This window comes from Sporomusa sp. (assembly GCF_035561155.1).
In the GTDB taxonomy this organism is placed as follows: domain Bacteria; phylum Bacillota; class Negativicutes; order Sporomusales; family Sporomusaceae; genus Sporomusa.
Genome location: NZ_DATMYD010000098.1, coordinates 1 through 25831, shown reverse-complemented (window position 1 = coordinate 25831; position 25831 = coordinate 1). Strand labels below are relative to the sequence as shown.

The following is a 25831-nucleotide window of genomic DNA, read 5'->3' as shown; positions in this document are numbered from 1 at the left end:
ACTCAAAGACAATCTGATCATGTTCTAACAAGCGGAGTTATCTCCAAACCGTCCCTCGATCTTTTCCTGCTTATTTGAGTATATCACAATTATCTTTGTTTTCATTGGTTCTGCTGTGGCCAGTATTGCCATGGCTGTTCTCTTGAGTCGATTGCGAGCGCTATGCATCGTTGTCATCCTGCGGCCTGTCTATTCTTATGCCAACGTATTTTTTAAGATTGTTAGGATAGCCTATTCTGTGTAGTTTAAGTAAGGCATGGGGGTATTCTGATATGAAGAAAGAATATGAAAATACGCAAGTGTATTTTGTGGGCGGAGGGTTAGGCTCTCTTGCAGGCGCTGCTTACCTTGTTAGGGATTGTGATTTCCCCGGCAAAAATATTCATATCTTAGAAGGAATGCATATCTTGGGGGGAAGTAATGATGCAGCGGGGAACCCAACGGACGGATTTGTTGCCCGAGGTGGAAGAATGCTAAACGAAGAAACTTACGAAAACACGTGGGAGCTGCTTTCTTCCATACCATCAATGGATTATGAAGGCATGAGCGTAACCGATGAAATTCTTGCATTTGACCATGCCCATCCAACTCATGCGAATGCGAGACTTATCAATAAAGATCATGAAGTAATTGATGTTTTATCCATGGGTTTTAACGATGCTGACCGTATGGCGCTTTTTAAGCTAATGGTTATCCCTGAAGAAAAACTCGACAACCTTCGTATCTCCGACTGGTTTGCAAAGACACCACACTTCTTTGAGACAAACTTTTGGTATATGTGGCAGACCACTTTTGCCTTCCAAAAGTGGTCCAGTTTGATTGAGTTTAAACGCTATATGCACCGGATGATTTTTGAATACTCCCGGATCCATACACTTGAGGGGGTAACAAGATCGCGATATAACCAGTATGAATCAATTATATTACCTATGAAGGCGTATTTGGATCGGGCTAGTGTTGATTTCAGCCTGAAATACACCGTGACGGACCTGGATTTTGAAGACGGGGAAGGCATTACCGTTACAGCAATACGCTATGTGCATGGGGGAAAAGTAGGCATCATTCAACTTAATAAAGGTGATTTGTGCATTGTAACCAATGGCTGTATGACTGATAATTCACGACTGGGTAATCTGAATACTCCTACTAAAATGGATGTGGAAAACCCTATTTCGGGTAGACTCTGGGCAAAAATTGCTGCCAAAAAAGAGGGGCTTGGAAACCCGAATAAATTCTTTGGCAGTCCTGAGGAGACTAACTGGGCATCCTTTACGGTCACCTTAAAAGGCAACAAGCTTCTTAAAATGATTGAAAAATTTTCACGCAATAAACCAGGCAGCGGTGCTTTGATGACATTTCGGGATTCTAACTGGCTGATGTCGATTGTGGTTGCTGCACAGCCTCACTTTAAGAATCAGCCGGAGGATATTACAATTTTTTGGGGTTATGGCCTTTACACCGATAAGGAAGGTGACTATGTAAAGAAGCCTATGCGGGACTGCACTGGCGAAGAAATCCTCACTGAACTCCTTTACCATCTGCATTTTGAAGAGGAAATGAATGAAATCATGGGAACCGTAGTTAATGTGATTCCATGTATGCTGCCTTATATTATTTCAATGTTTCAGCCTCGTGCTAAAGGTGATAGACCGGAGGTAGTACCTGAAGGTTCAACAAACCTAGCCTTCATTGGTCAGTTTGTTGAAATTCCGGAAGACATGGTATTCACTGAGGAGTATTCTGTCCGTACTCCAAGAATCGCTGTCTATTCCCTGCTTGGGTTGGAGAAAAAGGTCCTTCCCGTCACTCCACATCGATATGATATCCGGGTCATGTTAAAAGCATTAAATGCCTCATATAGATAATAGTTCAGGTCTTAATCCTTACAGGATAGGAACAATTAATGAAATGGGTATAACACCAATAATAAAACCTCATGGCTCAATAGATTTTGGCCTTCTTGATGGGGTAATATACTGCCCGTTAGAATCGAGCACTAAGCTTGATGATGCCCAAAGTATAAAAGCAAAACCTAAAGCGGAGTGGATGCAGCTATAACACACTACTAACTGGTATGCGCTTATAAGGTAACTTAACCAATATTTGTTCAGTAAGTTCCTCGAAAATAACATTTGCATTCGTATTAACACTTTCAGCTTCTCTTTCAGCTTTAACTACTCTGATTACCTCATGTTTTTTTGACAGGGTAGAGTAAGCATAACACTTCAACACTATATCAGACTCAATATACGTGTCATCAAGCCAAGGCGAATAAATCCGATTCATTCGTACTTTCGATAACTCTACAACAACTACAATATCTGCGGAAAGTTTATTTGCAAGATCTGACATGGCTTTCTCGTCGGACAACTTGAGGAACCTATTATCAACTAAAAAGGTTTGAGTTGTTTTTTCAACCGTATCCGATGGGATCAATGTATAATAGGGGTATTTGAATGGCTTTTTTATAGTGTCCTGGATTATCTGAACATCATCTACGTACTTGTATTTTGCTGTATTGATTGGCTGTAAAATAGCCACATTGAGTGGTGTAATAGCATAGGCAGGAAGGGTAATATTTGAGACACAAAAAATTAGGAGCAGTAACAATACTTTCTTAAGCAGATTCATTTAAAGCATCTCTTAATTACTTGCAAAAATATATACTGGCTAAAATATCGATAAATCCACGCAAGCAGCAATGAAATTTTGGTCTGTGAACGTGGTTCTTCTTTTTCGGCACCATCTTTTTTCCTGGAAAATTGCAGGTACCGTCAAGAGTTGCTTACAGCAAATTCAGATATTATTGTCCAGGCAAAATAGTGTTTTGCACGTGCTATTTAGCCGAATAAAAAAGAGGGTTCGTTATCACTAAACGCCCCTCGAAGTGAAATGTTCAGCTAACGTAACTCGATCATGCTGAGCTTGGTCAAAGCTGCCTTATTGCGTGTACCTGGGCTGTTAAGCATGTGCCAGGCGGTGTACTGTTCGGCATACGCGTCTTCAGCGGACATCCCATCTACAGGCAGAATCACCTGGTAACCTCGAATAGCAGCTGCAGTGGCGGTGTGCAACACGGCGCCATGGGCAGCAGTACCCACGATTACCACCGATTTAACCCCTCGTAACTTTAAAATAAAATCCAAATCAGTGTTATAAAATTTATCTACACTTGACTTTACAACAGGATCACCGGGGAGGGGGGCGATCTGGCTCACAATGTCAGCGGGGGTAGCAGTGGAGGTAAGACTGTAAATAACCGTCATACCCTGTTCTCTTGCTTTTTTTAGAAAATCTGCGATCCCAGGAACGGAGGCCGCACAGCGAGGTCTCTGTTCACTAGTTTTAGTCTGAATATCAAGGATCAAGAACGCTGTGGAAGATACATCAACGACGACCGGCTTTAGAGAAGGGGGAGTGGGGATAGAGATGCTTGTCCACTCGTCGATAATTGTCTTGTCGCTGGCACATGCCGGAAGGCTCCATAAAACCATAAGTGCTAACAGACATAAGAATAGGGCAAAACGTAACCTCAATTTAATCATGATGCCGCCTCCTTGTAATCGCATTAGAAGTGTTCGGTAAGGCCTATATCAGTCCTGCACGGAAACCGGCAAAACTTAAAAAAATGTAGAATGCAAAGGCAATCTATAGCCTGTCACTCCTACTCATCCTGTCGCCAATAATCGCGGGGACGATAGCTTATATTATTATATTCTCCAACATATTGCCCAAAGATTGTTTCGTTAACAATGCGTGAATTAGTGTGTAGTATTCCGGTAAACTATCCTTTGACCATTTTAATTCTATCTGAAGCATATCAGATGTAATTGCTGTTAGATCAAATCCAAAAGAATCTAAAGAATATCGCATTTTCTCCGGATACTGGCAGGGTAAGTTATCACATCTTCTGCAACGCTCACATATGTGGCACCCTCCAGATGCTAAACTAATGCTATCCGGAATTTGCCGTTCTAAGTCAAGCAGTATATCTGATAGTTTATTTTTTACTTCTCGTAGAGATTGCGTGGTAATTTCTTTGATTTTATCACTTGTATTGGCTAACTCAATGGTTTCTGCATCGTATATTACCTTGGCACCAATAATGTAGATATAATTAAAGTCTAGTAGAAATTGATTAGCATCAAATTGCAGAGGCGGGCAAGACCAAAGTGTATTATAATTATGACAGTCTTTGCAAAAAGCCATGAATTTTTCTTGATGCTGATATTTGCTGATAAACTCATGCAAATGTTCCGAATTAATACTTGTGGTGGTATGATACAAGTCAATTACCTCATTTCATAGTAAGCTTAGCTTAAATATTCACTCCGCACCAAGAACCCACCGATACTTTGCCCAATGCCATTTTGAAATAAACTACGTCTAATTCGTTCTAGGCATGAATTTTTTTTAGTAGCCATGCCATGTTTTGACCAATATTCTTTATATTATCTATTCCTTCTTGGTCTTGATTAACTTCTCCAATTTCCCTGCCATAAACCATATTCCAGTAAGTTGAGCCTACCAGAAACATCTCTTTGCTATGTAGAAAATGATGCAAAGTGTCTACCGCGCTAATAGCACCACCACGACGAGCGGCTACTACTGCGGCACCAACCTTATGCTTAAGCAGCCCCTTGTTAGCAGCCAATACAATAGCAGCTCTGTCAATTAGCGCCTTAATCTGCGAGGTAACACCAGCGGAATATACGGGAGAGCCTAGTATAATACCATCAGCAGCCACCATCTTAGCAAAGCACTCATTAAAATTATCGTCTACTACAATACATTTTTCATTCTTGTGTGCTACACAACCCCCGCATGCCACACAACCCTTGATCGTAACATCTGATAGTTGTATTATTTCAGTATCAATACCTTGCTCATTTAATTCCTCAAATATAGTCCTAATTAATATTGCTGTATTACCATCTTTTCGAGGACTACCGTTAATACCTAGAACTTTCATAAGCACACCCCCAATTTTACTTACCTCCACCAAACACTACATAAAGCATAAACAAAAAACCTATGGCGATAATCCAATCTTTAACATGTGAAGTTTTTGGCTGCTGCTTTCGAGCACGTTCAGCCTCAATACGTTCACGGGCTTTAATACGTTCGAGTTCTTCCTCATAGATTTTTTTCTTTTGTTCTTTGGTTAGTGCCATAGGAGATCACCTCTCAGGAGAAAATGGTATTTCCATGTACCCTAAATAACCGACTTCGCACTCTTGCAGCTAAGTTTATTGCTGACAGTCAGCCTTGTCATCTGTGCCGCCATCAATTGGGATATCCATGTATTGACTGTTACCGAATAAAGCCCTGGGGCTATGACATGTCCGGCATCAAACACTTTAAATTCCGCAGGGCGGATTATGTCAGTAGAGGATTCAAAGATTATCCTAATTATACCATTTGGTTACTTAATGAGGTATTCAAATTTTAAATAAAGAGGAAAATATGTCTGCTTCTATAGATGACTTCCCCGGCTGTCTGAGGTGCTATGGAGAACCGTACCATTGGTAACGGTAATAATAAGCTACTGAATCTTTGTCTAAAATGATATCTACAGGGATAGTAATTAAAAGGCACTTTTGTGATAATGACAAAAGTGCCTTTTTAAAATGGAGAAAGAAGGCCCTGAAGCGTGTGTCGGGGCTTTCGAAGTTTTTGGCAATACATTAATTTTCGACAAATTTTTGCAAATCAATCCATTATAATTAGACATATTTATATTGATTGGAGTGATTTTATGAGAAAGCTGACCATTATTACAGTTCTATGCCTACTCTTAATGTCGGTTAATATTCTTGCTGTGTCAGCAGAAGAAGAAACTCAACCATCTATCACCAAAGCAAGTATTGCAATAATCCCCTATATTAATTCTACGGAAGAAACAAAGGGATATATAAAAGAAATTGTTGACGCAAAATATACAGAGCAGTATTCCAACAAAAACTTTCAAATAATTCCTTTAGTAGAAACGCAAAAAGCCTTGAATATTGCCGGTTTTGATACTTCTAACAAAGAGCTTCCCGATAAAGATATTTTAGCAATTGTTGCCGAAAAAACCAATGCCGATTATGTCATTGCAATGGAAATATCACAATTAATAACCACAAGACATATGAGTATGTTTCAAATGAAAGTAGTAACAAAAGCAAAATTACGGTACAAGGTTTATAATGTTAAACAGAGTAAATTAGTTACATTCCAAGTCACAGGAGCATCGGAAAACAAAACTGTATTTGGAGATGTTGGATATAGAGATCCAATTACTAAAGCATTGAATCAGGCTATGGATGAGGCTAACGTAAAAATATTGAATAGTTTATAAAAAATAAAGACACTCCAGATTGTGTTGTGGAGTGTCTTTATTATTTCTGTTGTATGTTTCAGGAATTGTGCGAGAAGTGTGATGGCAGAAAAAATGATTCAGCCCCAATAAATGATAGTTTTTTGTTGAATTAGAAACTACATCGGCGTAAAATCAAACTAACCGACAAGTATCCGGATTCGCCATCCGGATAATCCGGAATAGTGCAATTTTAAAGAGAAATTTTATGGAATACAAGAAAAAGTAGGGAATTTTGATACTAGGGGGACGTATTTCATGATTGCTCAACCAGATTTAATGGTAATCAACGCTCGCATTTGGACAGGTGAACCCTCATTGCCTTATGCTGAAGCTCTGGCTATAAAAGATGATTTGATTTTGGCTATTGGTTCCAATGATCAGATTCGTTCTATTCGAGGTCAACATACAAAAGTATTGGATGCGGCAGGGCACTTGGTTTTGCCTGGTTTTATTGATAACCATACCCACTTGATGGTAGGCGGGTTTCAACTTCTATCACTTGACCTTCGCGAAGTAAAAAGCAAGGAAGAGTTTGTTCAAACCATTGCTGCTCGTGCAGCTAACATACCGAGTGGGCATTGGATTACTGGCGGAGGCTGGAATAATGACCAATGGGCGCAGTCCCAAACGCCTGTAAAAGACTGGATTGATTCTTTTACATCGCATATTCCTGTTTTTATTACCCGTAGTGATCTCCATATCGGTTTTGCCAATAGCGCTGCCCACCGCTTAGCTGAAATTGACCGGACTACTGCTAATCCCATGGGTGGAGTCATTGAAAGAGATCCCTATACTGGGGAGCCTACCGGTATTCTCAAAGACAATGCTATGAAACTTGTGCAGCAGTGCATTCCTACGCCTTCCAAGCAACAGTATAACGAGGCACTTATGGCAGCGATGCAGCATGCAGCCCGGATGGGAATTACCTCAGTTCAAGATATAACAGCATGGAGAGATTGGAATGATTGGGAAACTTTCCTACGCTTCCAACAGCAACAAAAGCTTACCCTGCGGATTTATGCCCGCACACAAATTACTGAGTGGAAAAAACAATTAGTACTGATGGAAGCGGGTTTTTGCGGTGACGCGTGGCTACGTTTCGGAGGGGTAAAAGGGTTTGTGGATGGCTCCCTGGGATCAGGTACGGCGCTGATGCTTGAGCCTTATGACGATGTGCCCGGAACCGCCGGCCTGCTGGCAGACCAGATGTACCCCGAGGGAATAATGCGCGAGAGAATCGCCGCTGCAGATAAGGCAGGGCTGCCTGTTTCTATTCATGCTATCGGCGATAAGGCGAATCATTTGCTGCTTGATATATTTGAAGCTGTCATTAAAGAAAATGGGCCGCGGGATCGGCGGTTTCGCATTGAACACGCGCAGCACCTTCTGCCTGATGATATTACGCGGATGGCGCGGCTAGGAATTCTGGCTTCGGTGCAGCCCGGTCACGTTTACGAAGACGGGTGCTGGGCCAAGAAACGAATTGGTGATAGACGCTGCCAAATGGCGTATGCTTTTCGCTCACTTTTGGACGCCGGAGTTGAAGTTTCTTTTGGTACCGATTGGCCTGTTGTGCCGTTGAATCCCTTTTTTGGTATTTATACAGCGATAACCCGACAGACCCAAGATGGTCAGTATCCTGACGGCTGGGTGCCTGAGCAAAAACTTTCCGTCAGAGAATGTTTGCAAGCCTATACGAGCGGTAGTGCTTATGCTGAGTTTAGCGAAACCATGAAAGGGACGCTTCGCGCAGGAAAATTTGCTGATCTAATTCTGGTTTCAAAGGATGTTTTGTCAGCTCCGCCGGAAGATATACCAAAGACAAGGGTATTATGGACAATCGCCGGCGGCAAAATTGTCTATCAGGAGTAGTTCACTTATTTTACCCATGCGTCGTTCGCATAGCCTCTACTCTCCCAGTAGCCAATATGGGGCTCCTGAATTAATTCGATGGCATTTAACCATTTGACGCCTTTATAAGCATACATTTGGGGGATAATTAATCGTGCCGGTCCGCCCAGGTCAGAGGGAATCGCCTCCCCATCAATCAACACGGCAACCATGACGTCTTTCATCAGTGCCTGCTCCAAACTTAATGCACTTGTATAGACCCCATCACTTGAGTAGAATTTAACATACTTTGCGTTGGGTTGTAAGCCGGCCAGGGTCAGCAGCCGCGAAAGCGGGATTCCCTCAAAAGTACAATGTGTTACAGTCCAGCCTGTAATGCAATAAAAATCACTAACCTGCACTTGGCGCGGAATGTCGAGGAATTTTGTCCAGGTTAAAGTCAGGGGGTTATCAACTAAACCAAAGACTCTAAATTGCCAGCCAGCTGATGTAGCACAGGGAATCTGTGTTACGGTGAAGACTTCGAAGTTGCCTTTATAGCCGCCGCCAATAGGGGGCACTGAGCCGAGTGAAGGCACCGGCAGCGGGTCCATTTTATTGCAATCTTTATATTTACCCTTTACCCCGGGAAGAGTAGTATCTTTGCTAAAAAGAAACCATTTAGCCAATACCAGGCCACTAAGTAATGCACCGGCAGATGCTGTCCATCGAATGAACACCCTTCTGCTGCTGATGAATCCTTTGTCTGCACTGACAGGGCCGTCCACGCCGGCTTGCCGCGTTATGGAGAACCAGCCGGTAACTGCGTGGTAGAAGACAGCCGGGATGCCTATTATTGCAAGTATTCTATGTAGGCTGAGTGCTGAAATATCTAGTGAATTTTGTAAATCGGTGTACGTAAGGAGCAGAATACCGGTTAAGGCTAGGCCTACGGCCAGTGTAATTGCAGTTAGATTCATCAGTTTTCTGTCATATTGGCCTGAGATTTTCCCCCAAGTCCTTGTTAAAATGACGCAATAGGCAACGATACTAAAAATAAATAAAATGCCGGCGAAAATGTGTATGTCGCGCACGTAACTTCGGAGAGACGATAATATTCCCCGTAAGAACTGACTGTATAAAATCAGGCCGGTAAGAATTAATCCAAACGTTACTACGGTGTGCAAGAAATGCAAGTTACTAATTTTCTTATTCATATAACCTCCACATTTAGATATCATTCCCAAATCTTTAGATGTTATATTGTGGTAGTTATTATTTGCTCCATTAAGGAAAAGCACAGGACAGATGGGAGGTGAACATTTTTGGTTGAATGTAGAATACGAGAGTTGATGCCGGAAGATTATGAAGCTGCAATCGCCCTTTGGCAAAAGACGCCGGGGATGGGATTGAGTGATGCCGATTCCCAAGAGAATATTGTGGGGTTTCTAATCCGGAACAAGGGAATGAGTTTTGTTGCCGAATTCGGTAATGAACTTATTGGCACCATACTATGCGGACACGACGGACGCCGGGGGTTTATTTATCACCTAGCGGTACACAACGACCAGCGAAAAAGGGGAATAGGACGGACGTTAGTAGAACGTTGCTTAACTAAGCTTAAAGAAGCCGGGATAACAAAATGCCATTTATTTGTGATGGCAGATAACGGCCAAGGAATGGATTTTTGGGACCATATTGGCTTTCATAAAAGAGAAGATATACATATCTACTCAAAAAATGTAAGCCACTAGTTCTAAGAATGGGAGTATTAACTATAATGAGTTCAAAAAATATAAGTTTAATACAGATTCATGTGGCAGTTTTATTATTCGGTTTATCAGGCTTATTTGGAAAACTAATATCATTACCTGCAATAATAATAGTTCTGGGAAGAGTTTTTTTTGCAAGTATTTTTTTATTTGGTGCCCTGCTTTATCTAAAAAACGACATAAAACTGAAACAGCAAAAGCATTATTTTTATTTGGCAATAATGGGAGTGATTTTAGCAATCCATTGGGTTACTTTTTTTGAATCTATTCAGGTATCTACTGTCGCGATAGGATTACTTACGTTTTCGACATTCCCTGTTTTTGTTACTTTTCTGGAGCCATACTTTTTCAAAGAGAATATCAAGTTATCAGATATTATGGTTGCATTCATTACATTCTTAGGGGTAGTGCTTGTGATTCCGGAATTTGAGTTGGCAAATAATTCAACTCAAGGAGTTTTATGGGGAATAGCATCCGGCTTTACTTATGCAATTTTATCTATGCTAAACAGAAAATATGTAAACGAATATTCTAGTTTAGTCATTGCATTCTATGAGCAATTGATAGCTACAATTATATTAATCCCTTTCTTCTTTCTGCAGAAGCCCCTATTTCATTCTAGTGACATATTTCTCCTTATTCTATTGGGTATCGTTTTTACTGGAATTTCACACTCTTTATTTATTAATGGTTTGAAAAATATTAAAACACAGACAGCAGGGATTATTTCCAGCCTTGAGCCAGTGTATGGAGTCATTTTTGCTGTTTTTTTACTGAGAGAGATACCAACGTTAAGAGAAATCTTAGGAGGAATTATCATTGTAGGTACTGTTTTATACGCAACTATTAAATCCAAATAGTTGGAAAGACTCCATCACAAGAAATACATAAAAAATCCGCCGTTTCCATAATCATCGGAATAACGGCGGATTTTTTGCTTTTCTTTATGACGTCTATAGTCATTTTTTCGGTCGATCCAGATAGGGGCCAGTTTAACTTCCGGGGTCATTGCCCGGTTAGGCTTACCGGCGATTTTTAATGTGTTCGGGTTGATGGTGCCACATTTAATTGTTTTTGCGTTTTTGGACATGGATAGCACCTCCTATGCTAATACCATTATAATCGACTGGATGAATATTGGCAAATTATCATTGGTTTCCCTAAAGGAAGGTTACTAAATAAAGGATTATTATAGCTCCAGGCGAATTCTTATTTGAAAACATAGAAAGAAGGGTCCTTTTCGTATACGAGAGGAGAATGAACTTGAATTCTAAAGACTTATTTACCTATTGTCTCAATAAACCCGGTGCCATCGAAGATTATCCTTTTGGTCCTGATGTCATTGTTATCAAGGTTGCAGGCAAAATATTTGCCTTATTGTCACGTCGGAGCGGACAGGATAATCTTTCCCTAAAATGTGATCCTAATTATTCAGAGATATTAAGGCAACAATATCCAAGTATAACTCCTGGATATCACTTGAATAAACGCCACTGGAATACGTTGCTGCTTGATGGCAGCATTCCAGAAAAAGAAATCAAAGGGTTAATAGATCATTCTTATGAATTGGTATATAAATCACTTCCGCGGAGGAAAAGGGCAGGAGACCAAGGCGAGTGGTAATTATTCTATGGGGTGAGTAAGATGACAAAGGTCAAGAAAGAAGAGTATATCAAGGAATTGAAAGAACATTTCGGGTCAGACCAGCGCCGAATCAACCACGCACTTAAAGTGCTTGCTTATGCCGAAAGCATCATGGACGGAGAGGGGGCTGATGAGAAGACTCGCAAGATAGTCATCATCACTGCTCTTCTACATGATGTGGGTATTAAGATCGCTGAACAGAAATACAACTCATCTGCCGGTACCTATCAGGAAATTGAAGGTCCGCCCATTGTGACGGAAATAATGGCTCGACATAGTGAGCCTGAAGACATTATCCAAAGAGTAGCTTATATCGTCGGTGGACATCATACGTCAGCCAAGAACAACGGTTTGGACTTCCAGATTATTTGGGAAGCTGATCTATTAGTAAACATTGAGGAAGAAGGGTTAGATACCCATACTGAAAAGCTGCCGTACATTATTGCAAAAAATTTCAGGACATCAACAGGAACCCTCATTGCGAGAGGACGATACCTTGGTTAGTTCTTTATGAGCTCCGCTGCTGCCTTCTGGCGGCTAAGGCGGAGCTTTTTCGTGTTGGTTCTCTCTCGAATACCCTGCTGGAAATCTATAGCATAGCAACTGCGGTTAGTATAAAAAAGTTGACAATGTCAAAGATTTACTTGACTGTGTCAACTAAATCTAATATGCTTGTAATATAAGTCTAAGAATCGATTTAGGAGGAGTAACTATGGATAATCCTACTAGACTACGAGTGGCGGAGATTAGGAAGTTTAACCGGTTCTATACCAACATTATTGGTGTTGTAAACCAGACTATTTTGGAGAGTCCTTACTCTTTAGCAGAGGCAAGGGTATTATTAGAAATTGTTAATGCCACCCAATGTACTGCCAGTGATTTGTCGGAAATTCTTCAAATTGACCCTGGCTATCTCAGCCGTATTCTCAGACGGTTTAAGAAAGAGGGGCTAATTGAAACAAATAAATCAGTAACAGATGGCCGGTCACAAATTCTGGCTATAACTGAAAAAGGCAGAGAGACTTATAGTCAGTTGTCAGAAGCTTCATCCACTCAGCTTGTCCACCTGTTGGAGCAAATACCACAGGGAGCGCAACAGAAATTAGTTAACCATATGGCCGCTGTACAAAATATGTTATCAGGACAAAGCGATACCGCAATCTCGATTCGTAACCATAGGCCAGGTGATGTAGGTTATATTGCATACCGGCACGGCGTGTTATACGCGCTAGAACATGGTCTGGATACTCAAGTATTTGAAAAATACGTTTTGGAAAGTCTGGTTAAGTATTTAGATAACCCGTTGGCTGGTAAAATCTTTATAGCGGAATGTTGCGGTACTATCGCAGGCTTTATTGGAATAGTTGAAACCAGCCCAACAACCGCACAACTACGATGGTTCTTAATAGAGCCGGAATTCCGGGGTGATGGCCTGGGACGCAAGCTGGTTGCAACTGTGATGGAATACTGCCGGCAGCAAAATTATAAACATGTATTTCTTTGGACATTCAAAGGCTTAGACGCAGCACGGCGTTTATATGAAGATTTTGGATTTAAGCTTACTGAAGAAAAGGAAAACAACTCATGGAAAAACCAAATGATTGAGCAGCGGTGGGATGCTACTCTAGATGGCTAAATTATAATGTCTATGTTCAGTTACTCTCGCAAAGAATTATTAGAAGGTTGCCATGACTGTTTGCCATTGTTGGTAGGAAGTATACCGTTCGGTTTTACCTGCGGCGTTATGAGTGTAGCTGCCGGATTTACACCATTCGAAGCTATACTTATGTCGATTGCAGTGTTTTCCGGTGCGGCGCAATTCGCTGTAGTCTTAATGTTGCAGTCAGGTGAGCTTGCCCTAAATATGATTATGGCCGTTACCTTGATGATGAACCTGCACAACCTATTACTTATAGCTTCATTAAGTCCCTATATGGCTAGTATTCCTAAGCTTATTCGTTATGTATTGGCTTTTTGTATGACTGACGCAACCTATGCCATTACGATGAGCCGTATTAGCCGGTATGGATATAGTGCCTCCTATCATATAGGAGCTAGTGTGGTAATGTATATGTCATGGACATTTGCTACTGCAGCAGGTGCCCTATTCGGACACTATGTACCAGACCCCTTGTCATGGGGGTTGGATTTCACATTGATAGCAGTGTTCATAGCAATATTAGTACCAAAGCTCTCTGATGGTCTTACCGCATTAGTAGCGGCAGTAGCAGCTGTAACGGCACTGACTGCATCGCTTACGATGGGCGGCAAATGGTATATCCTACTGGCCTGTATTGTCGCTCCGACTGTTGGCTTAGTTTGGGAAAGGATTGTTAAGAATGAGAACTGAATATCTCCTCATTATATGTGTTATGGCACTTGCGGCGGCCTGTACCAGGTTAGGCTCCATTATCCTTTTCGATAATGTTACGCTGCCGTTATGGGCGCAGAAGTGGCTGAAGCATCTGCCTGCCTCTGTTTTTACCGCTCTGGCTATACCGGCCATACTTCTGCCCAAATCTCATCTAGACATATCCTTTGACAACCACTACCTCTTAGCAAGCATTATAGCTGTAATTATAGCATGGCGATATAAAAAATTTGTATTGACTGTTGGGGGTTCAACAATTGTGATGCTTTGTTTACGCTGGTTAAATCTATAACCGTCTGCGTATCAATCGGTTCTGGAAAAAAACCAGCGACGTTGGTAATGTCTTTTGCTGGTAGATAAATTGGTAAGCCTTGACAAATATTGTAGAGCCATGTCAAAATGAACGTATGATTTACCGGACTCGCTGTTGGCACTTAAACGTACTTTTGCATTTTTTAAGTGTCTTTATCAGCGCTTTCTTTTATTTTGGATATTACCAATATTCTGCAGGCGGAACGGACAAAGAAGGCTTAATGATGAATGTATTATGGAGGCTTTAGTCTGTGAAAGAAGCGTATGACTCGCTGGTGTTTCGTAATCTTTGTAAGCAATATACTGATTTGGACCTGAGTGAAATAGCGGATCTTGAGAAGATGGTCCAGCAGTTGCCGATTATTGCCGAATTGACAGGAACGGATATTTTTATTGATGCCTTATTAAAAAATGGCGTTGATTCGATTGTCCTGGCATGGGAACATCCTCCGGGGCGTTCGCTGTACAAACATTGTGTGGTTGGAGAGATTGCTTACGCTACTAAGGAACCTGCAGTATTCCAAGCTTTCTCCCGGGAGGGGATTGTCCGAAATGTGCGGGGCTTGAGTCAAGAGGGCGTTCCCATTGACCAGACTGTTGTACCGCTTCGCAGCAGAGACAATAAAGTCATCGGTGTAATCATTATGGAAAAGGATATTTCGGCAGAGATTCGCCATGAGGAACAAGTCGAATTTCTTAGTCAAACGGCAGAACGGCTAAGCAGCACCTTGATGTCATTGACGTTTACTGGTTTCGCCTGGGAAGAGTGGGTAGGCAACGGTATCTTTGTCCTTAATCAAAAAGGTGAAATTATTTATGCAAATAAGAATGCGACACGGATAGGTAAGGCCTATTTTCCTGATTCACCATTAGGTGCAAATTTAATGAAAGCTTTATCCTTTGCGTCAATGCAGGATATGTTGGATAGTCTTGCCTCGCCGATGGAGTATAAAGTGGATAATTCCCATTTTCTTTTTCGCGTTCACCCGCTAGTGAATTATATGGAGTTATCAGGCTGTGTCGTCTCTATTCAGGATGTTACAGAATTGCGGCAGAAAGAGCGCCAGTTAGATGTGCAAAGTGCCATCATTAGAGAAATTCATCATCGTGTGAAAAATAATTTGCAAAATGTTGTATCTCTCTTAAATTTACAAAAACGGAGAATGGGATCAGAGGTTGTGAAAAAAGAGTTCGAAGCCTGTGTAGCCCGAATTCTCTCCATTGCACGGGTTCATGACGTATTTGCGCATCAGAGCTGGAATTCCCTGAATCTTTTGGATTTGGCTGGCTATATTGCTGAGAATTTGGTAGACAACTACACTTTATCAGATCAGAAAATTAGAATATCTGTACAGGGGCAAGAAGTAAGAATCCCTGATAGCCAGGCTGTTTCTGTCGCATTAGTTCTAAATGAACTAATCACAAATAGTCTAAAACATGGCATCAAGGAGGTAACGGACGGAGAAATCAGTATTTTTGTAGAAGAATCTGATGGAATTGTTCACATGATGATTGCAGATACAGAGAACCAAGATAGCGACATAGTTCTAAGTATAAAAGGTGATGGTCTGGGGTTGTATCTGGTCAAATTATTGGTTTGTGAGCAAATGGGCGGCACATTCCAGATCGAACGCCGTACCGGCTCAACAATAGCGAAGGTCTCATTTCCATTGTATAGGAAGGAGGAAGATTATGACTCCACTGTCGATACTGATCGCGGAAGATGAAGCACTTACCCGGGTAGATGTTAAAGCAATGCTTGAAAATGCAGGTTATGTGGTATGCGGAGAGTGCTCCAATGGGCGTGAGGCTGTTGAAGTCGCGAAACGTACTTCACCAGATTTGGCTATTTTGGACATTATGATGCCCAACCTTGATGGGTTAGAAGTCGCAAAAATTTTTCAGGGCATGAATATTCCGGTGATTATGCTTACTGCCTACAGTCAAGCTGGTTTTATCAGTCGTGCCGAATGTGTGAATGTTTGTGGTTATCTCGTAAAACCAACCTCGGAAAACGGTCTTTTGGCGATGGTCCGCATAGCGTATGCAAGGTGGAAAGATACCCAAAATATTAAACAAGAGTTAGCGGCGACAAAAGATCAGCTGGAGAGTCAGCAAACGATTGCCCATGCTCGTGTTATTTTGAAAGACAGACTGGGTATTTCGGAACAGGAAGCTCATCGGCAATTATTGCGCCAAGCCATGCGGGAACGGTTAACGTTGGTGGAGTTGGCTAAACGAATTATTGTAAACCAAAAAATGAAGATGAGTTCGGGGCAACCTTAGTTTGAGCAATTTTTTTATATTTTTGAGCAATATCTTGCAGGAATTACTAAATATAGAGCGAATCATCAAAACTATAGATTTATTCAGAACTGGATAACTTTGTAATACGCGCAGTTCAGCAAGGCAATTTAGGGCAATAGCGCCCTTAGCAAACTGCCGAAACAAGGTTTATGAGTAAAAGACATACCGGTCGGTGCGAGTTGGAAGCAGACAAGGGAATACTGGGTAATAGCGCCCTTTATGACTGTTAAGCAAGATTTAACAGTCATAAAGGGCTTTTTTTATATGCTAAACAGTAACATCCAGCCTTACGAATCAGAAGTAAGATGATGGATGAACTGGATAAAAAATCAGGAGGTAGGGGGGGAGTATTACCAACTAGGGTCTTTGTTGTTGTATTACAAAATTGTCCGATTAGTAAAGTAAGGGGGAGCATGTAATGAGTAATTTGGAAAAACCGGTAGTGAATAGTGCTCATGCCAGCGCCGGTGGAGAGAACACTCAACTTACGCGAGTGTTGAAACCCATCCATCTCTGGGCCTTGGCTGTAGGACTGGTTATTTCGGGAAACTATTTTGGCTGGAGTTATGGTTTTGGCGCAGGTGGGGTAATCGGGTTAGCCATTGCGCTTGTCCCAGTTACTATTTTTTATGTGACATTTATTCTCTCTTATTCAGAACTGGCAACGGCTATTCCGCATGCCGGCGGTCCATCCGCGTACGCGCGACGGGCCTTAGGCAAGTTTTGGGGTTATATGAGCGGGGTAAGCTGCCTCATTGAATTTGTATTTGCGCCGCCGGCCATTGCCTTAGCGGTAGGTGGGTATATCCATAATATCCTGCCTGATATCCCGGCGATGACAGCGACAATAGTTGCGTTTTTGTTATTTATCTTTATCAATTATTGGGGAATGAAGGTATCAGCCACATTTGAACTGATTGTAACAGTAGTAGCACTGATTGGCCTAGTGATTTATTGGGCTTTAGCTATACCTCATTTTGAAATTTCCCGGGTAATGGCCGAACCGCTCTTGCCGAACGGCTATAGTGGAGTTATGGCGGCAGTTCCTTTTGCTATTTGGTTCTACCTGGCCATTGAAGGCGGCGCCATGGCGGCTGAAGAAATGGTCAATCCGCAAAAAGATATTTCAATCGGCTTTTTGAGCGGCATGGGAACTTTGACAGTAATGGCCTTTGCGACATTGTTCCTTACTGCCGGTATTACTGATGTCAAATTGATTGATGCCGTAGACTTTCCGCTGCCATTGGCTTTAAGCAGTATTTTTGGTGAAGGTTCTTTTTGGGTTATGGCCATCAATTTTATTGGTTTATTTGGCTTAATTGCTTCGCTGCATGGCATTATTGTCGGTTATTCCCGCCAAACGTATGCTATGGCTCGTACCGGCTACTTGCCGAAATTCCTGGCGTATGTTCATCCGCAACATCATACTCCTGTATGGGCACTGATCCTGCCGGGACTAGTGGGGCTGGGTGCCGCATTGACAGGCTTGACAAATGTTGTAATCACCATATCTGTATTTGGCTCAGTAATCATGTATATTATCAGTCTGGTAAGCCTGTTTGTGCTGCGGTCTAAGGAACCAGGAATGAACCGTCCCTTTAAAGTTCCGATGTTTCCGACTGTGCCGGCCATCAGCTTGGTTATTGCGGTATTTTGCTTAGTCAGCCTTTTTGTGGCAAGTGTTGATAGTCTAATATGGGTTGCTGTGGCTTACATCGTGGCGATAGTCTATTATTTCATCTGGGGCAATAAAAACATCCGGCCTTTCGAAGAGGAATTCGGTGTGTTGGATGAATTGGATAAGCAGTAGAACAGTGAATCATTTTTAAGAAAGGGGCAATAAAAGATGTCATACAAAGATGGATTAGTTGCTTTAGGTATGGTTGAGACAAAAGGGGTGGTAGGAAGTATTGAGGCTGCCGATGCCATGGTAAAAGCGGCTAACGTTCAGTTAATCGGCAAAGTAAAAGTGGGCGGAGCACTGGTAACTGTGATGGTACGTGGTGACGTCGGGGCTGTGAAAGCAGCTGTCGATGCCGGTGCCGCTGCTGCTGAACGTGTTGGCGAACTTGTCAGTTGTCATGTTATACCCCGGCCACACGCGGAGCTGGAAGCCATATTACCAAGTATGCCGGCTGAAGAAAAACCGGCTAAAGCAGCAACAAAGCCTGCTGACACCAGCAAGTGATCATGAAGCATTATGACAAAGGAAATCACGCTTACCAGTATCGGAATTGATATTGGAACGACTACTACCCAAATGGTGTTATCCCAGCTGACACTGGTTAATGTTATGCCGGGAACTCAGGTTCCTAAAATCGAAATCACCCGCAAGAGCGTGGTGTATATGGGCGCTGTGCACTTTACGCCCTTTCTGGACCGTAACCGGGTTGATGGAATCGCTTTACGCAATATTATTGCGCATGAGTATCAATGTGCAGGCATTCAACCCCAAGATGTTGACACTGGGGCAGTTATTATCACCGGAGAGACAGCTAAGAAAGAAAATGCATCAGAAATTGTTCATGCCTTGGCGGAATTCGCCGGCGAATTCGTGGTAGCGACCGCAGGTCCGGATTTAGAAAGTGTAATTGCCGGTAAGGGCTCAGGCGCTGAAGAGATTTCCAAGCGGCAGCATATTCGGGTGGCCAACTTGGATATTGGTGGTGGTACCTCCAATATCGCGTTTTTTGACCGCGGTGTTTGCATCGGAACAGCTTGTATAAATGTGGGGGGGCGACTATTTGAAATTGACACACTGTCGCGCCGGCTTTCGTATATTAGCCCCCCGGCGCAGAAATTGGCAAGCTGTTTAGAAAGTCAATCAGGCAGGACACTTTTTCCTGCTTGTTCACCTGGGGAAGAGCAGGCTGCCATTAAGGCTTGCTTAGCTGAAATGACACATTGTGTGGACCGTGTTTTGTTCCATCAACCTCCGTCAGCGGGGGATGGGGCTTTGGTGATGACCAATCATCTGCCGGCTGTTGCCTTAGATGGCATCGTTTTTTCCGGTGGCGTTGCCCGCTATGTTTATCAACCGCAACCGGAGAAGTGGTGGGTTCACGGCGATGTCGGGCCTCTACTTGCCGAGGCTTATCGTGACAGTATGGCTTTTAAATCGCTGCAGGTTTATCAGGGAGAAGAAACCATTCATGCAACCGTACTCGGGGCAGGCATACATACTGTAAATGTATCCGGGTCGACTGTCATGGTCAGTAAGAATGTTTTACCGCTCAGAAATATCCCGGCAATCTACCCTGAGCAGAGGTCTGACGGGGCTTGGACATGGGTCAATCTCGCCCGGAATTTTGACAATTCTCTGTACCGGACGTTTGCCTTGGTGGTGCCACCGCTGCCAGACACTAATTTCACTACAATCGTCGCCTTGGCCAAGCAGCTTGCCACAGAGTTGATGCAGCTAGACGGTACTCCGAAAGTAGTTGTGACGCAGCAGGATATAGGCAAAGTCTTGGGACAAAGCCTGCGCTGCATTCTGCCTGAGCAAGAAATAGTATGCCTGGACGGCATAGAACTAAAGCTGGGTGATTTTCTCGATATAGCAAAGCCCCTGCCTTATGAAGAAGCAGTTCCGGTCATTGTAAAAACCCTGGTGTTTGCTCGATAAAGTGTGCACCAGGCAAAGGAGGAGTGAAACGCGTGAAGCTGAAAACGAGGCTTATGGGCCAAAGCTTTAGTTTTAAAAGCGTTAAAGAGGTTCTCGCAAAAGCCAATGAGATAAAGTCTGGCGATATTCTGGCAGGCATAGCGGCAGAGAATGCTGCCGAGCGGATTGCTGCTAAATATGTGCTTTCCCAACTAACGCTTGAAGATCTCCGTAACAATCCGGTGGTGCCGCTGGAAGTGGATGAGGTCTCAAGAATAATTGACAATGACGTGAACGAGCCGGTTTACCGGTCGATTAAAAATTGGTCGGTGGCCGAACTTCGGCAATTTATCTTAGCTGCGAACACTGCACATGATGACCTACACCGCATCAGCCGCGGTCTAACATCAGAAATGGTGGCGGCGGTTGCTAAGTTGATGAGCAACCTTGATCTGGTAGTGGGAGCACGGAAAATTAAAAATACTGCCCACTGCAATACAACTGTTGGTGTTCCTGGCTGTTTGGCCGCTCGCCTTCAGCCCAACCACCCGACAGATGGGGTCGATGGAATTCTTGCCAGTGTCCGCGAGGGATTAGCCTATGGTGTGGGAGATGCTGTAATCGGGTTGAATCCGGTTGATGATACCCTACCGGCGGTTATCCGCAGTTTAGAAACACTGTATCAGTTTGTGCAAGAATGGGAGATTCCTACACAAATTTGCGTGTTGGCTCATATTACTACCCAGTTGCGGGCAGTACAAAAGGGCGCGCCGGTTGATCTTTTGTTCCAGTCAATTGCCGGTACTGAAGCTGGCAACAAGGCCTTTGGTATTGACAGCCGGATTTTGGATGAGGCTTATGCAGCAGGCCTGAAAGAGGGCCGGGCTACTGGCCCTAATATCATGTATTTCGAGACAGGACAAGGGTCTGAACTGTCGGCGGAGGCGCATCATGGTGCCGACCAGGTTACGCTGGAGGCGCGTTGTTACGGTTTGGCGCGTCATTATAAACCTTTTCTGGTAAATACAGTGGTCGGTTTTATCGGTCCCGAGTACTTGTATGATACCCGCCAGGTAACCCGCGCCGGGCTGGAAGATCATTTTATGGGAAAATTGACAGGCCTGCCAATGGGTGTAGATGCTTGCTATACCAATCACATGAAGGCAGACCAGAATGATATTGAAAATCTGGCTGTTTTACTAAGTGCAGCAGGTTGTACCTACTTTATGGGGATACCGATGGGCGATGATGTCATGCTGAATTATCAGACCACCAGTTATCACGACATTTCAGCTTTGCGTGAGGTGTATAACCTTAGGCCGTTGCCGGAATTTGAGAATTGGGCAGAGCGGATGGGTATCATGAGAGACGGCAAGCTTACGCCCAAGGCCGGTGACGCTACCATCTTTACGAAATAGGAGGCAGGATTTATGGTGGTGGAAAATAATATCCGTCTGATCGTGGAACAGGTGCTGGCGGAGATGAATAAAACAGCGAAAGGTGCTGTTGAATGCAGCGTAACTCAACGGCAGCCAGTGACTTCTGGGGAACAGGCTGAGTATACGGACGACTATTTGGACGACCTGGCAGAGATAGATTTGCAGAAATATCTACAAGTCCCTGAGCCGGTAAATTCAGAACTGTATAAGGATATGAAACTGGCAACACCAGCACGCATCGGTGTATGGCGTACCGGTGTACGCCCTTTGACAGATACCTTGCTGCGTTTCCGGGCTGATCACGCCATGGCACAGGACTCTGTATTGGGAGAGGTGCCAGAGAAATTTGCCGCACAATATAACATGGTACCGGTAGTAACGAAATGTTCTAGCAAAGATGAATACTTGACGCGACCGGACTTAGGCAGGCTGCTTGATGCTGAGAATATTGAAATTTTGCGGCAGCGGTGTGAAAAAGGAGTCAGAGTACAGGTTGTAGTCGCCGACGGTTTGTCCAGCAAGGCAGTGGAAGCTAATATTCCTAATTTGCTGCCGGCTATGATTCAAGGGCTAAGCAGCATGGGAATCGCGGTGGGAACAACCATCTTTGTTAAGTATGCCCGGGTGGGGATTATGGACGTAATTGGCGAGGAGCTTAAACCGGAAGTCGTGATTGTTCTCCTTGGGGAACGGCCGGGTTTAGGGACTGCGGAAAGCATGAGCGCCTATATCGGCTATAATGCTCGCCGCGGGATGATTGAAAGTGAAAGAACGGTAGTAAGTAATATCCACAAAGGTGGTTTGCCGTCGGCGGAAGCCGGGGCGCATTTGGCGGATTTGTTAAAAAGAATTCTTGATGCCAAGGCGACAGGAGTTAACTTGAAGTGAAGCTTAGATAGTGTTTGAAAAGGGAGGCTATGAAATGATCGAACCGATTAAGCCGAAGGTTCTTGCTGTACGTTTCATCCCCAATGTTGCACCTGATTTTGCTGAAAAACTGGGATTAGATTCGTACCAAAAATCAATTGGCCTAATTACTGCTACGATTGACGATGCGACCTATACCGCTCTTGACGAGGCAACCAAAAAAGCCGAAGTAGATGTTGTTTATGCAAAAAGCTTTTATGCGGGCGCAGCCCATGCCTCAGGACCCCGGTCTGGCGAAATCATCGGCATATTGGCAGGGCCGTCACCGGCCGAAGTAAGCGCCGGTATGGACGCTTGTATTAGTCATTTGGAAAATGAAGCCGTTTTTTATACTTGTGATGGTGGGTCTACAGCTTGGTTTGCTCATACCATATCCAGGACCGGCAGTTATCTCTCCAAAATTGCCGAAATACCAGCTGGTGAGCCATTGGCCTATCTGATTGCGCCTCCGATTGAAGCAATGTATGGAATTGATGCAGCATTGAAAGCAGCTGAAGTAGAAATGAAAGTGTTGTATGGACCTCCGACTGAGACCAACTTCGGCGGGGCGCTCTTAACAGGGACGCAAAGTGCTTGCCGGGCAGCCTGTGAAGCTTTTCAGCGGGCTGTAATTGACGTGGCAACCAACGCACTGAAGTTCTAACTGGGAGAGAGGTGGATACAATGGAACTTGATCGGGATTTAGCATCTGTGCAAGAAGTACGTAATCTGCTAAAAAAGGCCAAAGAGGCTCAAAATGTCCTGAAAAGTTTCTCACAGTCGCAAGTCGACGATATTATCAAGGCAATGCGGAATGCCGGAGAAGCTGAAGCGTGCAGGTTGGCATCAATGGCGATAAATGAAACCGGCATGGGTAAGTACGAGGACAAGTGTTTCAAAAACTATTTTGCCGCAAAGCATGTGTATGACTATATTAAGGACATGAAAACAGCCGGGATCATCGAGACACGGGAAAAGTTGTGGAAAATTGCCGAACCTGTTGGCGTAATTGCCGGGATTGTACCGACAACAAACCCAACTTCTACGGTCATATACAAGGCAATGATTGCCCTCAAGTCCCGCAATGCGATCGTGTTTTCTCCACATCCGACAGCAGCGCGTTGTACCGCTGAGGCCGCTGCCGTTATGAACCGTGCGGCTGTTGCCGCCGGAGCCCCTGAGGGCGCTGTTGGTTGCCTGACAAATATCTCTATGGAAGCCACTCAGGAATTGATGAAAAATCCGATCACATCAGTCATCCTAGCCACTGGCGGCAGCGCCCTGGTGAAAGCTGCGTACAGCAGCGGCAAACCGGCGCTTGGGGTTGGGCCTGGCAATGTCCCGGCTTTTGTTGAGAGAACAGCAGATTTGGCGAAGGCGGCTGAGTATATTATTGCAGGCAAGACTTTCGACAATGGTACAATCTGTGCGTCCGAGCAGGCAATAGTAGCTGAAGAATGTATTGCTGGAGAACTGATTCAACAATTAAAGCGCTATGGCGCGCATTTCCTTGAACCAGAGGAAGTTGAGAAGGTCTCTAAGGTTGTCATGTTGCCGAACAACAGCATGAATCCCCGGGTGGTCGGGAAAGATCCGCAAGTAATTGCGAAAATGGCCGGCATTAATGTACCGCAGCATGCCAAGTGTTTGGTGGCTCCGCTGAATGGAGTTGGACCACGCTGGCCACTGTCTTACGAAAAATTAACTACCGTGTTAGGGTTCTACCAGGTAAGGGATGGGGAGGAAGGCTGCGAAAGGTGCATGCAACTATTGGATATTGGCGGTATCGGTCATAGCCTGGCCATCCATACCAATAGCGAAGCGGTAATTCGCGAATTTGCCCTGAGAAAGCCAATTTTCCGTGTGTTGGTAAATACCCCTTCAGCATTAGGCGGTGTTGGCGCTACAACTGAACTGGCCCCCTCGTTTACCCTGGGTTGTGGAACATGGGGCGGTTCCAGTGTTTCAGAGAACGTAACGCCATTACATTTAATCAATATCAAACGGGTTGCCTGGCATGTCAATATCCCCGAACGTCCAGCCATTCAGCCCGCAGCCGGAGTACCATCCATTAGTTCTCCGAGTTCTGTTGATGCGCAGATTGTAAAAGCCGTTGTTGAAGAAGTCATGAAGGCAATGAAGTGTACTTTGAATTGATAGATACCATTAGAAGAAAACACTGAGGAGGAAAAATAAAATGGCAGAAGTACGCAGTGTAGTTGCGTTAGGAATGATTGAGACCAAGGGGTTAATTCCGGCCATTGAGGCTGCTGACCAAATGTTAAAGGCCGCCAACGTTACTTTGTGCGGTAAAGAGCATGTATCTGGCGGCTATGTGGCGGTGATGGTGCGCGGTGATGTCGGGGCAGTAAAGGCCGCTATCGATGCAGGTGCCTTGGCGGCCGAACGTGTCGGCGAAATTGTCAGCGTGCATGTCATCCCACGGCCTCACGCCAGTGTGGAATATGTTTTGCCTGTTGGCGATAATAAAGCTTACGGCAATTAATCAATCACCTCTTAACCAATACCATCTGAAACAACCGGGAGGTGATGCGTGTGATTATATCCGAACATGTACTTAGAGCCAATTGGCATAAGACGAAGTCAACTACCATAACCATTCCCCAGGGGAGTATCATCACACCTTCAGCGCGGGATTTCTTGCGTTCACAAGGAATACAGGTTCAGTATGAAGGGGAGACAGTATTAAAGGCGGAGCAGGAGAATGCTCCCGCAGCAGGGGTAACGCTGTTGACAAACCAGGGCAATGCTGCCAGCAGAGCTTCTGCTGGCGGAACCCCATCCCCAAAGCCTGAACATATGACTCACTTACGGGGCAAGGAACTGATCCTGAAAACCCATCCGGTTATTGCCTGGCGGGGACAGCTGGATCAGTTTGGCTGTGACTTGGTGGAAACGCAAACTATGCTAGTAAAAGCAGGCGAAACCAAGTTTGCCGCCCAGCTGGAAGAAGTGGCCCTGCGGGCCCAACAGCTTATGGTCGCGGAAGTCCGGGAGCAGCCCATCGAGTTCGGTACGTTGTTTGGCTGGAAGGCAGACGAGATCCGGGAAATGTCCCACCATCCGGACAAATATTTTGGTATACCGCATACACCCATGAGTTATCAGGATGGGTGGGTGGTAGCCCGGTTAAACAGTCTGCGCTCCAAGATCCGGGAAGTTGAACTCTATGCGAATCGCGCCTTTACTGCCGAGGACGGTACCTGCAGCCGGCCGGATATCATTTTACAATTGAACCGGCTATCAAGCCTGTTTTATATT

The 25831-nt window shown here is 44.0% G+C and carries 28 protein-coding genes; 21 read left to right on the top strand and 7 right to left on the bottom strand.

Going from position 1 to position 25831, the window contains the following annotated elements:
* The first annotated feature begins 272 nt into the window (after positions 1–272).
* A complete protein-coding gene (locus tag VN447_RS13735) occupies positions 273–1865 on the top strand; it encodes an oleate hydratase (RefSeq protein WP_325525911.1) in 1593 nt (530 codons plus the stop codon).
* A 187-nt stretch (positions 1866–2052) separates the two neighbouring features.
* On the opposite strand, the gene VN447_RS13730 is transcribed toward VN447_RS13735, so the two are convergent.
* The 5 genes from VN447_RS13730 to VN447_RS13710 form a co-directional block, all read right to left on the bottom strand.
* Complete coding sequence (locus VN447_RS13730; protein WP_325525910.1) at positions 2053–2631, bottom strand: hypothetical protein; 579 nt, start codon at positions 2629–2631, stop codon at positions 2053–2055.
* A gap of 269 nt (positions 2632–2900) precedes the next feature.
* Positions 2901–3545, bottom strand: coding sequence for a cysteine hydrolase (locus VN447_RS13725; protein ID WP_325525909.1), 645 nt, complete (start codon positions 3543–3545; stop codon positions 2901–2903).
* 157 nt (positions 3546–3702) lie between these two features.
* Complete coding sequence (locus tag VN447_RS13720; RefSeq protein ID WP_325525908.1) at positions 3703–4287, bottom strand: DUF2284 domain-containing protein; 585 nt, start codon at positions 4285–4287, stop codon at positions 3703–3705.
* Positions 4288–4396: 109 nt separating this feature from the next.
* The gene (locus VN447_RS13715) at positions 4397–4972 is read right to left on the bottom strand and encodes a flavodoxin family protein (RefSeq protein WP_325525907.1); all 576 of its coding nucleotides are present in this window, start codon (positions 4970–4972) and stop codon (positions 4397–4399) included.
* 16 nt (positions 4973–4988) lie between these two features.
* Complete coding sequence (locus VN447_RS13710; RefSeq protein WP_325525906.1) at positions 4989–5174, bottom strand: hypothetical protein; 186 nt, start codon at positions 5172–5174, stop codon at positions 4989–4991.
* Between the two features lie 584 nt (positions 5175–5758).
* On the opposite strand from VN447_RS13710, the gene VN447_RS13705 reads away from it, so the two are divergent.
* Both VN447_RS13705 and VN447_RS13700 read left to right on the top strand, forming a co-directional pair.
* Positions 5759–6343, top strand: a complete 585-nt coding sequence (locus VN447_RS13705; RefSeq protein WP_325525905.1) for a hypothetical protein — start codon at positions 5759–5761, stop codon at positions 6341–6343.
* Between the two features lie 276 nt (positions 6344–6619).
* A complete protein-coding gene (locus tag VN447_RS13700) occupies positions 6620–8236 on the top strand; it encodes an amidohydrolase (RefSeq protein ID WP_325525904.1) in 1617 nt (538 codons plus the stop codon).
* Between the two features lie 5 nt (positions 8237–8241).
* On the opposite strand, the gene VN447_RS13695 is transcribed toward VN447_RS13700, so the two are convergent.
* Positions 8242–9411 (bottom strand): molybdopterin-dependent oxidoreductase, encoded by a 1170-nt coding sequence (locus VN447_RS13695; protein WP_325525903.1) that lies wholly within the window; start codon positions 9409–9411, stop codon positions 8242–8244.
* A 108-nt stretch (positions 9412–9519) separates the two neighbouring features.
* On the opposite strand from VN447_RS13695, the gene VN447_RS13690 reads away from it, so the two are divergent.
* Both VN447_RS13690 and VN447_RS13685 read left to right on the top strand, forming a co-directional pair.
* Positions 9520–9948, top strand: a complete 429-nt coding sequence (locus tag VN447_RS13690) for a GNAT family N-acetyltransferase (RefSeq protein WP_325525902.1) — start codon at positions 9520–9522, stop codon at positions 9946–9948.
* A 26-nt stretch (positions 9949–9974) separates the two neighbouring features.
* Positions 9975–10826 carry a DMT family transporter gene (locus tag VN447_RS13685; protein WP_325525901.1) on the top strand — a complete coding sequence of 284 codons (852 nt, stop codon included), beginning with the start codon at positions 9975–9977 and terminating at the stop codon, positions 10824–10826.
* A gap of 14 nt (positions 10827–10840) precedes the next feature.
* On the opposite strand, the gene VN447_RS13680 is transcribed toward VN447_RS13685, so the two are convergent.
* Entirely contained in the window at positions 10841–11056 is a 216-nt protein-coding gene (locus VN447_RS13680; RefSeq protein ID WP_325525900.1) for a hypothetical protein, read from the bottom strand.
* 167 nt (positions 11057–11223) lie between these two features.
* On the opposite strand from VN447_RS13680, the gene VN447_RS13675 reads away from it, so the two are divergent.
* The 16 genes from VN447_RS13675 to VN447_RS13600 all read left to right on the top strand — a co-directional run.
* Complete coding sequence (locus VN447_RS13675) at positions 11224–11589, top strand: MmcQ/YjbR family DNA-binding protein (RefSeq protein ID WP_325525899.1); 366 nt, start codon at positions 11224–11226, stop codon at positions 11587–11589.
* Between the two features lie 21 nt (positions 11590–11610).
* Positions 11611–12114, top strand: a complete 504-nt coding sequence (locus VN447_RS13670) for an HD domain-containing protein (protein ID WP_325525898.1) — start codon at positions 11611–11613, stop codon at positions 12112–12114.
* Positions 12115–12322: 208 nt separating this feature from the next.
* Complete coding sequence (locus VN447_RS13665; protein WP_325525897.1) at positions 12323–13246, top strand: helix-turn-helix domain-containing GNAT family N-acetyltransferase; 924 nt, start codon at positions 12323–12325, stop codon at positions 13244–13246.
* Positions 13247–13252: 6 nt separating this feature from the next.
* Positions 13253–13960 carry an AzlC family ABC transporter permease gene (locus VN447_RS13660; protein ID WP_325525896.1) on the top strand — a complete coding sequence of 236 codons (708 nt, stop codon included), beginning with the start codon at positions 13253–13255 and terminating at the stop codon, positions 13958–13960.
* Entirely contained in the window at positions 13950–14273 is a 324-nt protein-coding gene (locus VN447_RS13655) for an AzlD domain-containing protein (protein WP_325525895.1), read from the top strand. The genes VN447_RS13660 and VN447_RS13655 overlap by 11 nt, the downstream gene beginning before the upstream one ends.
* 271 nt (positions 14274–14544) lie before the next feature.
* Positions 14545–16020, top strand: a complete 1476-nt coding sequence (locus VN447_RS13650; RefSeq protein WP_325525894.1) for a sensor histidine kinase — start codon at positions 14545–14547, stop codon at positions 16018–16020.
* Positions 15986–16579, top strand: coding sequence for an ANTAR domain-containing response regulator (locus VN447_RS13645; RefSeq protein WP_325525893.1), 594 nt, complete (start codon positions 15986–15988; stop codon positions 16577–16579). The genes VN447_RS13650 and VN447_RS13645 overlap by 35 nt, the downstream gene beginning before the upstream one ends.
* 439 nt (positions 16580–17018) lie before the next feature.
* Positions 17019–18410 (top strand): ethanolamine permease, encoded by a 1392-nt coding sequence (gene eat / locus VN447_RS13640; RefSeq protein ID WP_325525892.1) that lies wholly within the window; start codon positions 17019–17021, stop codon positions 18408–18410.
* 36 nt (positions 18411–18446) lie between these two features.
* Positions 18447–18788: a BMC domain-containing protein gene (locus tag VN447_RS13635; protein WP_325525891.1), complete on the top strand. Its 342-nt coding sequence runs from the start codon at positions 18447–18449 to the stop codon at positions 18786–18788.
* 12 nt (positions 18789–18800) lie between these two features.
* Positions 18801–20225, top strand: coding sequence for an ethanolamine ammonia-lyase reactivating factor EutA (locus VN447_RS13630; RefSeq protein WP_325525890.1), 1425 nt, complete (start codon positions 18801–18803; stop codon positions 20223–20225).
* Between the two features lie 32 nt (positions 20226–20257).
* Positions 20258–21622: an ethanolamine ammonia-lyase subunit EutB gene (locus VN447_RS13625; protein ID WP_325525889.1), complete on the top strand. Its 1365-nt coding sequence runs from the start codon at positions 20258–20260 to the stop codon at positions 21620–21622.
* 12 nt (positions 21623–21634) lie between these two features.
* On the top strand, positions 21635–22531 hold the full coding sequence (eutC, locus tag VN447_RS13620; protein WP_325525888.1) for an ethanolamine ammonia-lyase subunit EutC: 897 nt from the start codon (positions 21635–21637) through the stop codon (positions 22529–22531).
* Between the two features lie 34 nt (positions 22532–22565).
* Positions 22566–23213, top strand: coding sequence for an ethanolamine utilization microcompartment protein EutL (eutL, locus tag VN447_RS13615; protein WP_325525887.1), 648 nt, complete (start codon positions 22566–22568; stop codon positions 23211–23213).
* 20 nt (positions 23214–23233) lie between these two features.
* Entirely contained in the window at positions 23234–24706 is a 1473-nt protein-coding gene (locus VN447_RS13610) for an acetaldehyde dehydrogenase (acetylating) (protein ID WP_325525886.1), read from the top strand.
* A 40-nt stretch (positions 24707–24746) separates the two neighbouring features.
* A complete protein-coding gene (locus VN447_RS13605; RefSeq protein ID WP_325525885.1) occupies positions 24747–25055 on the top strand; it encodes a BMC domain-containing protein in 309 nt (102 codons plus the stop codon).
* A gap of 50 nt (positions 25056–25105) precedes the next feature.
* On the top strand, positions 25106–25831 hold a 726-nt coding region (locus VN447_RS13600; protein ID WP_325525884.1), incomplete at its 3' end, for a hypothetical protein.

Excerpts from the sequence above, each read along its gene's own strand:
- VN447_RS13735 (WP_325525911.1), top strand. The coding sequence starts at position 273 with ATGAAGAAAGAATATGAAAATACGCAAGTGTATTTTGTGGGCGGAGGG.
- VN447_RS13730 (WP_325525910.1), bottom strand. The coding sequence starts at position 2,631 with ATGAATCTGCTTAAGAAAGTATTGTTACTGCTCCTAATTTTTTGTGTC.
- VN447_RS13725 (WP_325525909.1), bottom strand. The coding sequence starts at position 3,545 with ATGATTAAATTGAGGTTACGTTTTGCCCTATTCTTATGTCTGTTAGCA.
- VN447_RS13715 (WP_325525907.1), bottom strand. The coding sequence starts at position 4,972 with ATGAAAGTTCTAGGTATTAACGGTAGTCCTCGAAAAGATGGTAATACA.
- VN447_RS13710 (WP_325525906.1), bottom strand. The coding sequence starts at position 5,174 with ATGGCACTAACCAAAGAACAAAAGAAAAAAATCTATGAGGAAGAACTC.
- VN447_RS13705 (WP_325525905.1), top strand. The coding sequence starts at position 5,759 with ATGAGAAAGCTGACCATTATTACAGTTCTATGCCTACTCTTAATGTCG.
- VN447_RS13700 (WP_325525904.1), top strand. The coding sequence starts at position 6,620 with ATGATTGCTCAACCAGATTTAATGGTAATCAACGCTCGCATTTGGACA.
- VN447_RS13695 (WP_325525903.1), bottom strand. The coding sequence starts at position 9,411 with ATGAATAAGAAAATTAGTAACTTGCATTTCTTGCACACCGTAGTAACG.
- VN447_RS13685 (WP_325525901.1), top strand. The coding sequence starts at position 9,975 with ATGAGTTCAAAAAATATAAGTTTAATACAGATTCATGTGGCAGTTTTA.
- VN447_RS13680 (WP_325525900.1), bottom strand. The coding sequence starts at position 11,056 with ATGTCCAAAAACGCAAAAACAATTAAATGTGGCACCATCAACCCGAAC.
- VN447_RS13675 (WP_325525899.1), top strand. The coding sequence starts at position 11,224 with ATGAACTTGAATTCTAAAGACTTATTTACCTATTGTCTCAATAAACCC.
- VN447_RS13670 (WP_325525898.1), top strand. The coding sequence starts at position 11,611 with ATGACAAAGGTCAAGAAAGAAGAGTATATCAAGGAATTGAAAGAACAT.
- VN447_RS13665 (WP_325525897.1), top strand. The coding sequence starts at position 12,323 with ATGGATAATCCTACTAGACTACGAGTGGCGGAGATTAGGAAGTTTAAC.
- VN447_RS13660 (WP_325525896.1), top strand. The coding sequence starts at position 13,253 with ATGTCTATGTTCAGTTACTCTCGCAAAGAATTATTAGAAGGTTGCCAT.
- VN447_RS13655 (WP_325525895.1), top strand. The coding sequence starts at position 13,950 with ATGAGAACTGAATATCTCCTCATTATATGTGTTATGGCACTTGCGGCG.
- VN447_RS13645 (WP_325525893.1), top strand. The coding sequence starts at position 15,986 with ATGACTCCACTGTCGATACTGATCGCGGAAGATGAAGCACTTACCCGG.
- eat (WP_325525892.1), top strand. The coding sequence starts at position 17,019 with ATGAGTAATTTGGAAAAACCGGTAGTGAATAGTGCTCATGCCAGCGCC.
- VN447_RS13635 (WP_325525891.1), top strand. The coding sequence starts at position 18,447 with ATGTCATACAAAGATGGATTAGTTGCTTTAGGTATGGTTGAGACAAAA.
- VN447_RS13630 (WP_325525890.1), top strand. The coding sequence starts at position 18,801 with ATGACAAAGGAAATCACGCTTACCAGTATCGGAATTGATATTGGAACG.
- eutC (WP_325525888.1), top strand. The coding sequence starts at position 21,635 with ATGGTGGTGGAAAATAATATCCGTCTGATCGTGGAACAGGTGCTGGCG.
- eutL (WP_325525887.1), top strand. The coding sequence starts at position 22,566 with ATGATCGAACCGATTAAGCCGAAGGTTCTTGCTGTACGTTTCATCCCC.
- VN447_RS13610 (WP_325525886.1), top strand. The coding sequence starts at position 23,234 with ATGGAACTTGATCGGGATTTAGCATCTGTGCAAGAAGTACGTAATCTG.
- VN447_RS13605 (WP_325525885.1), top strand. The coding sequence starts at position 24,747 with ATGGCAGAAGTACGCAGTGTAGTTGCGTTAGGAATGATTGAGACCAAG.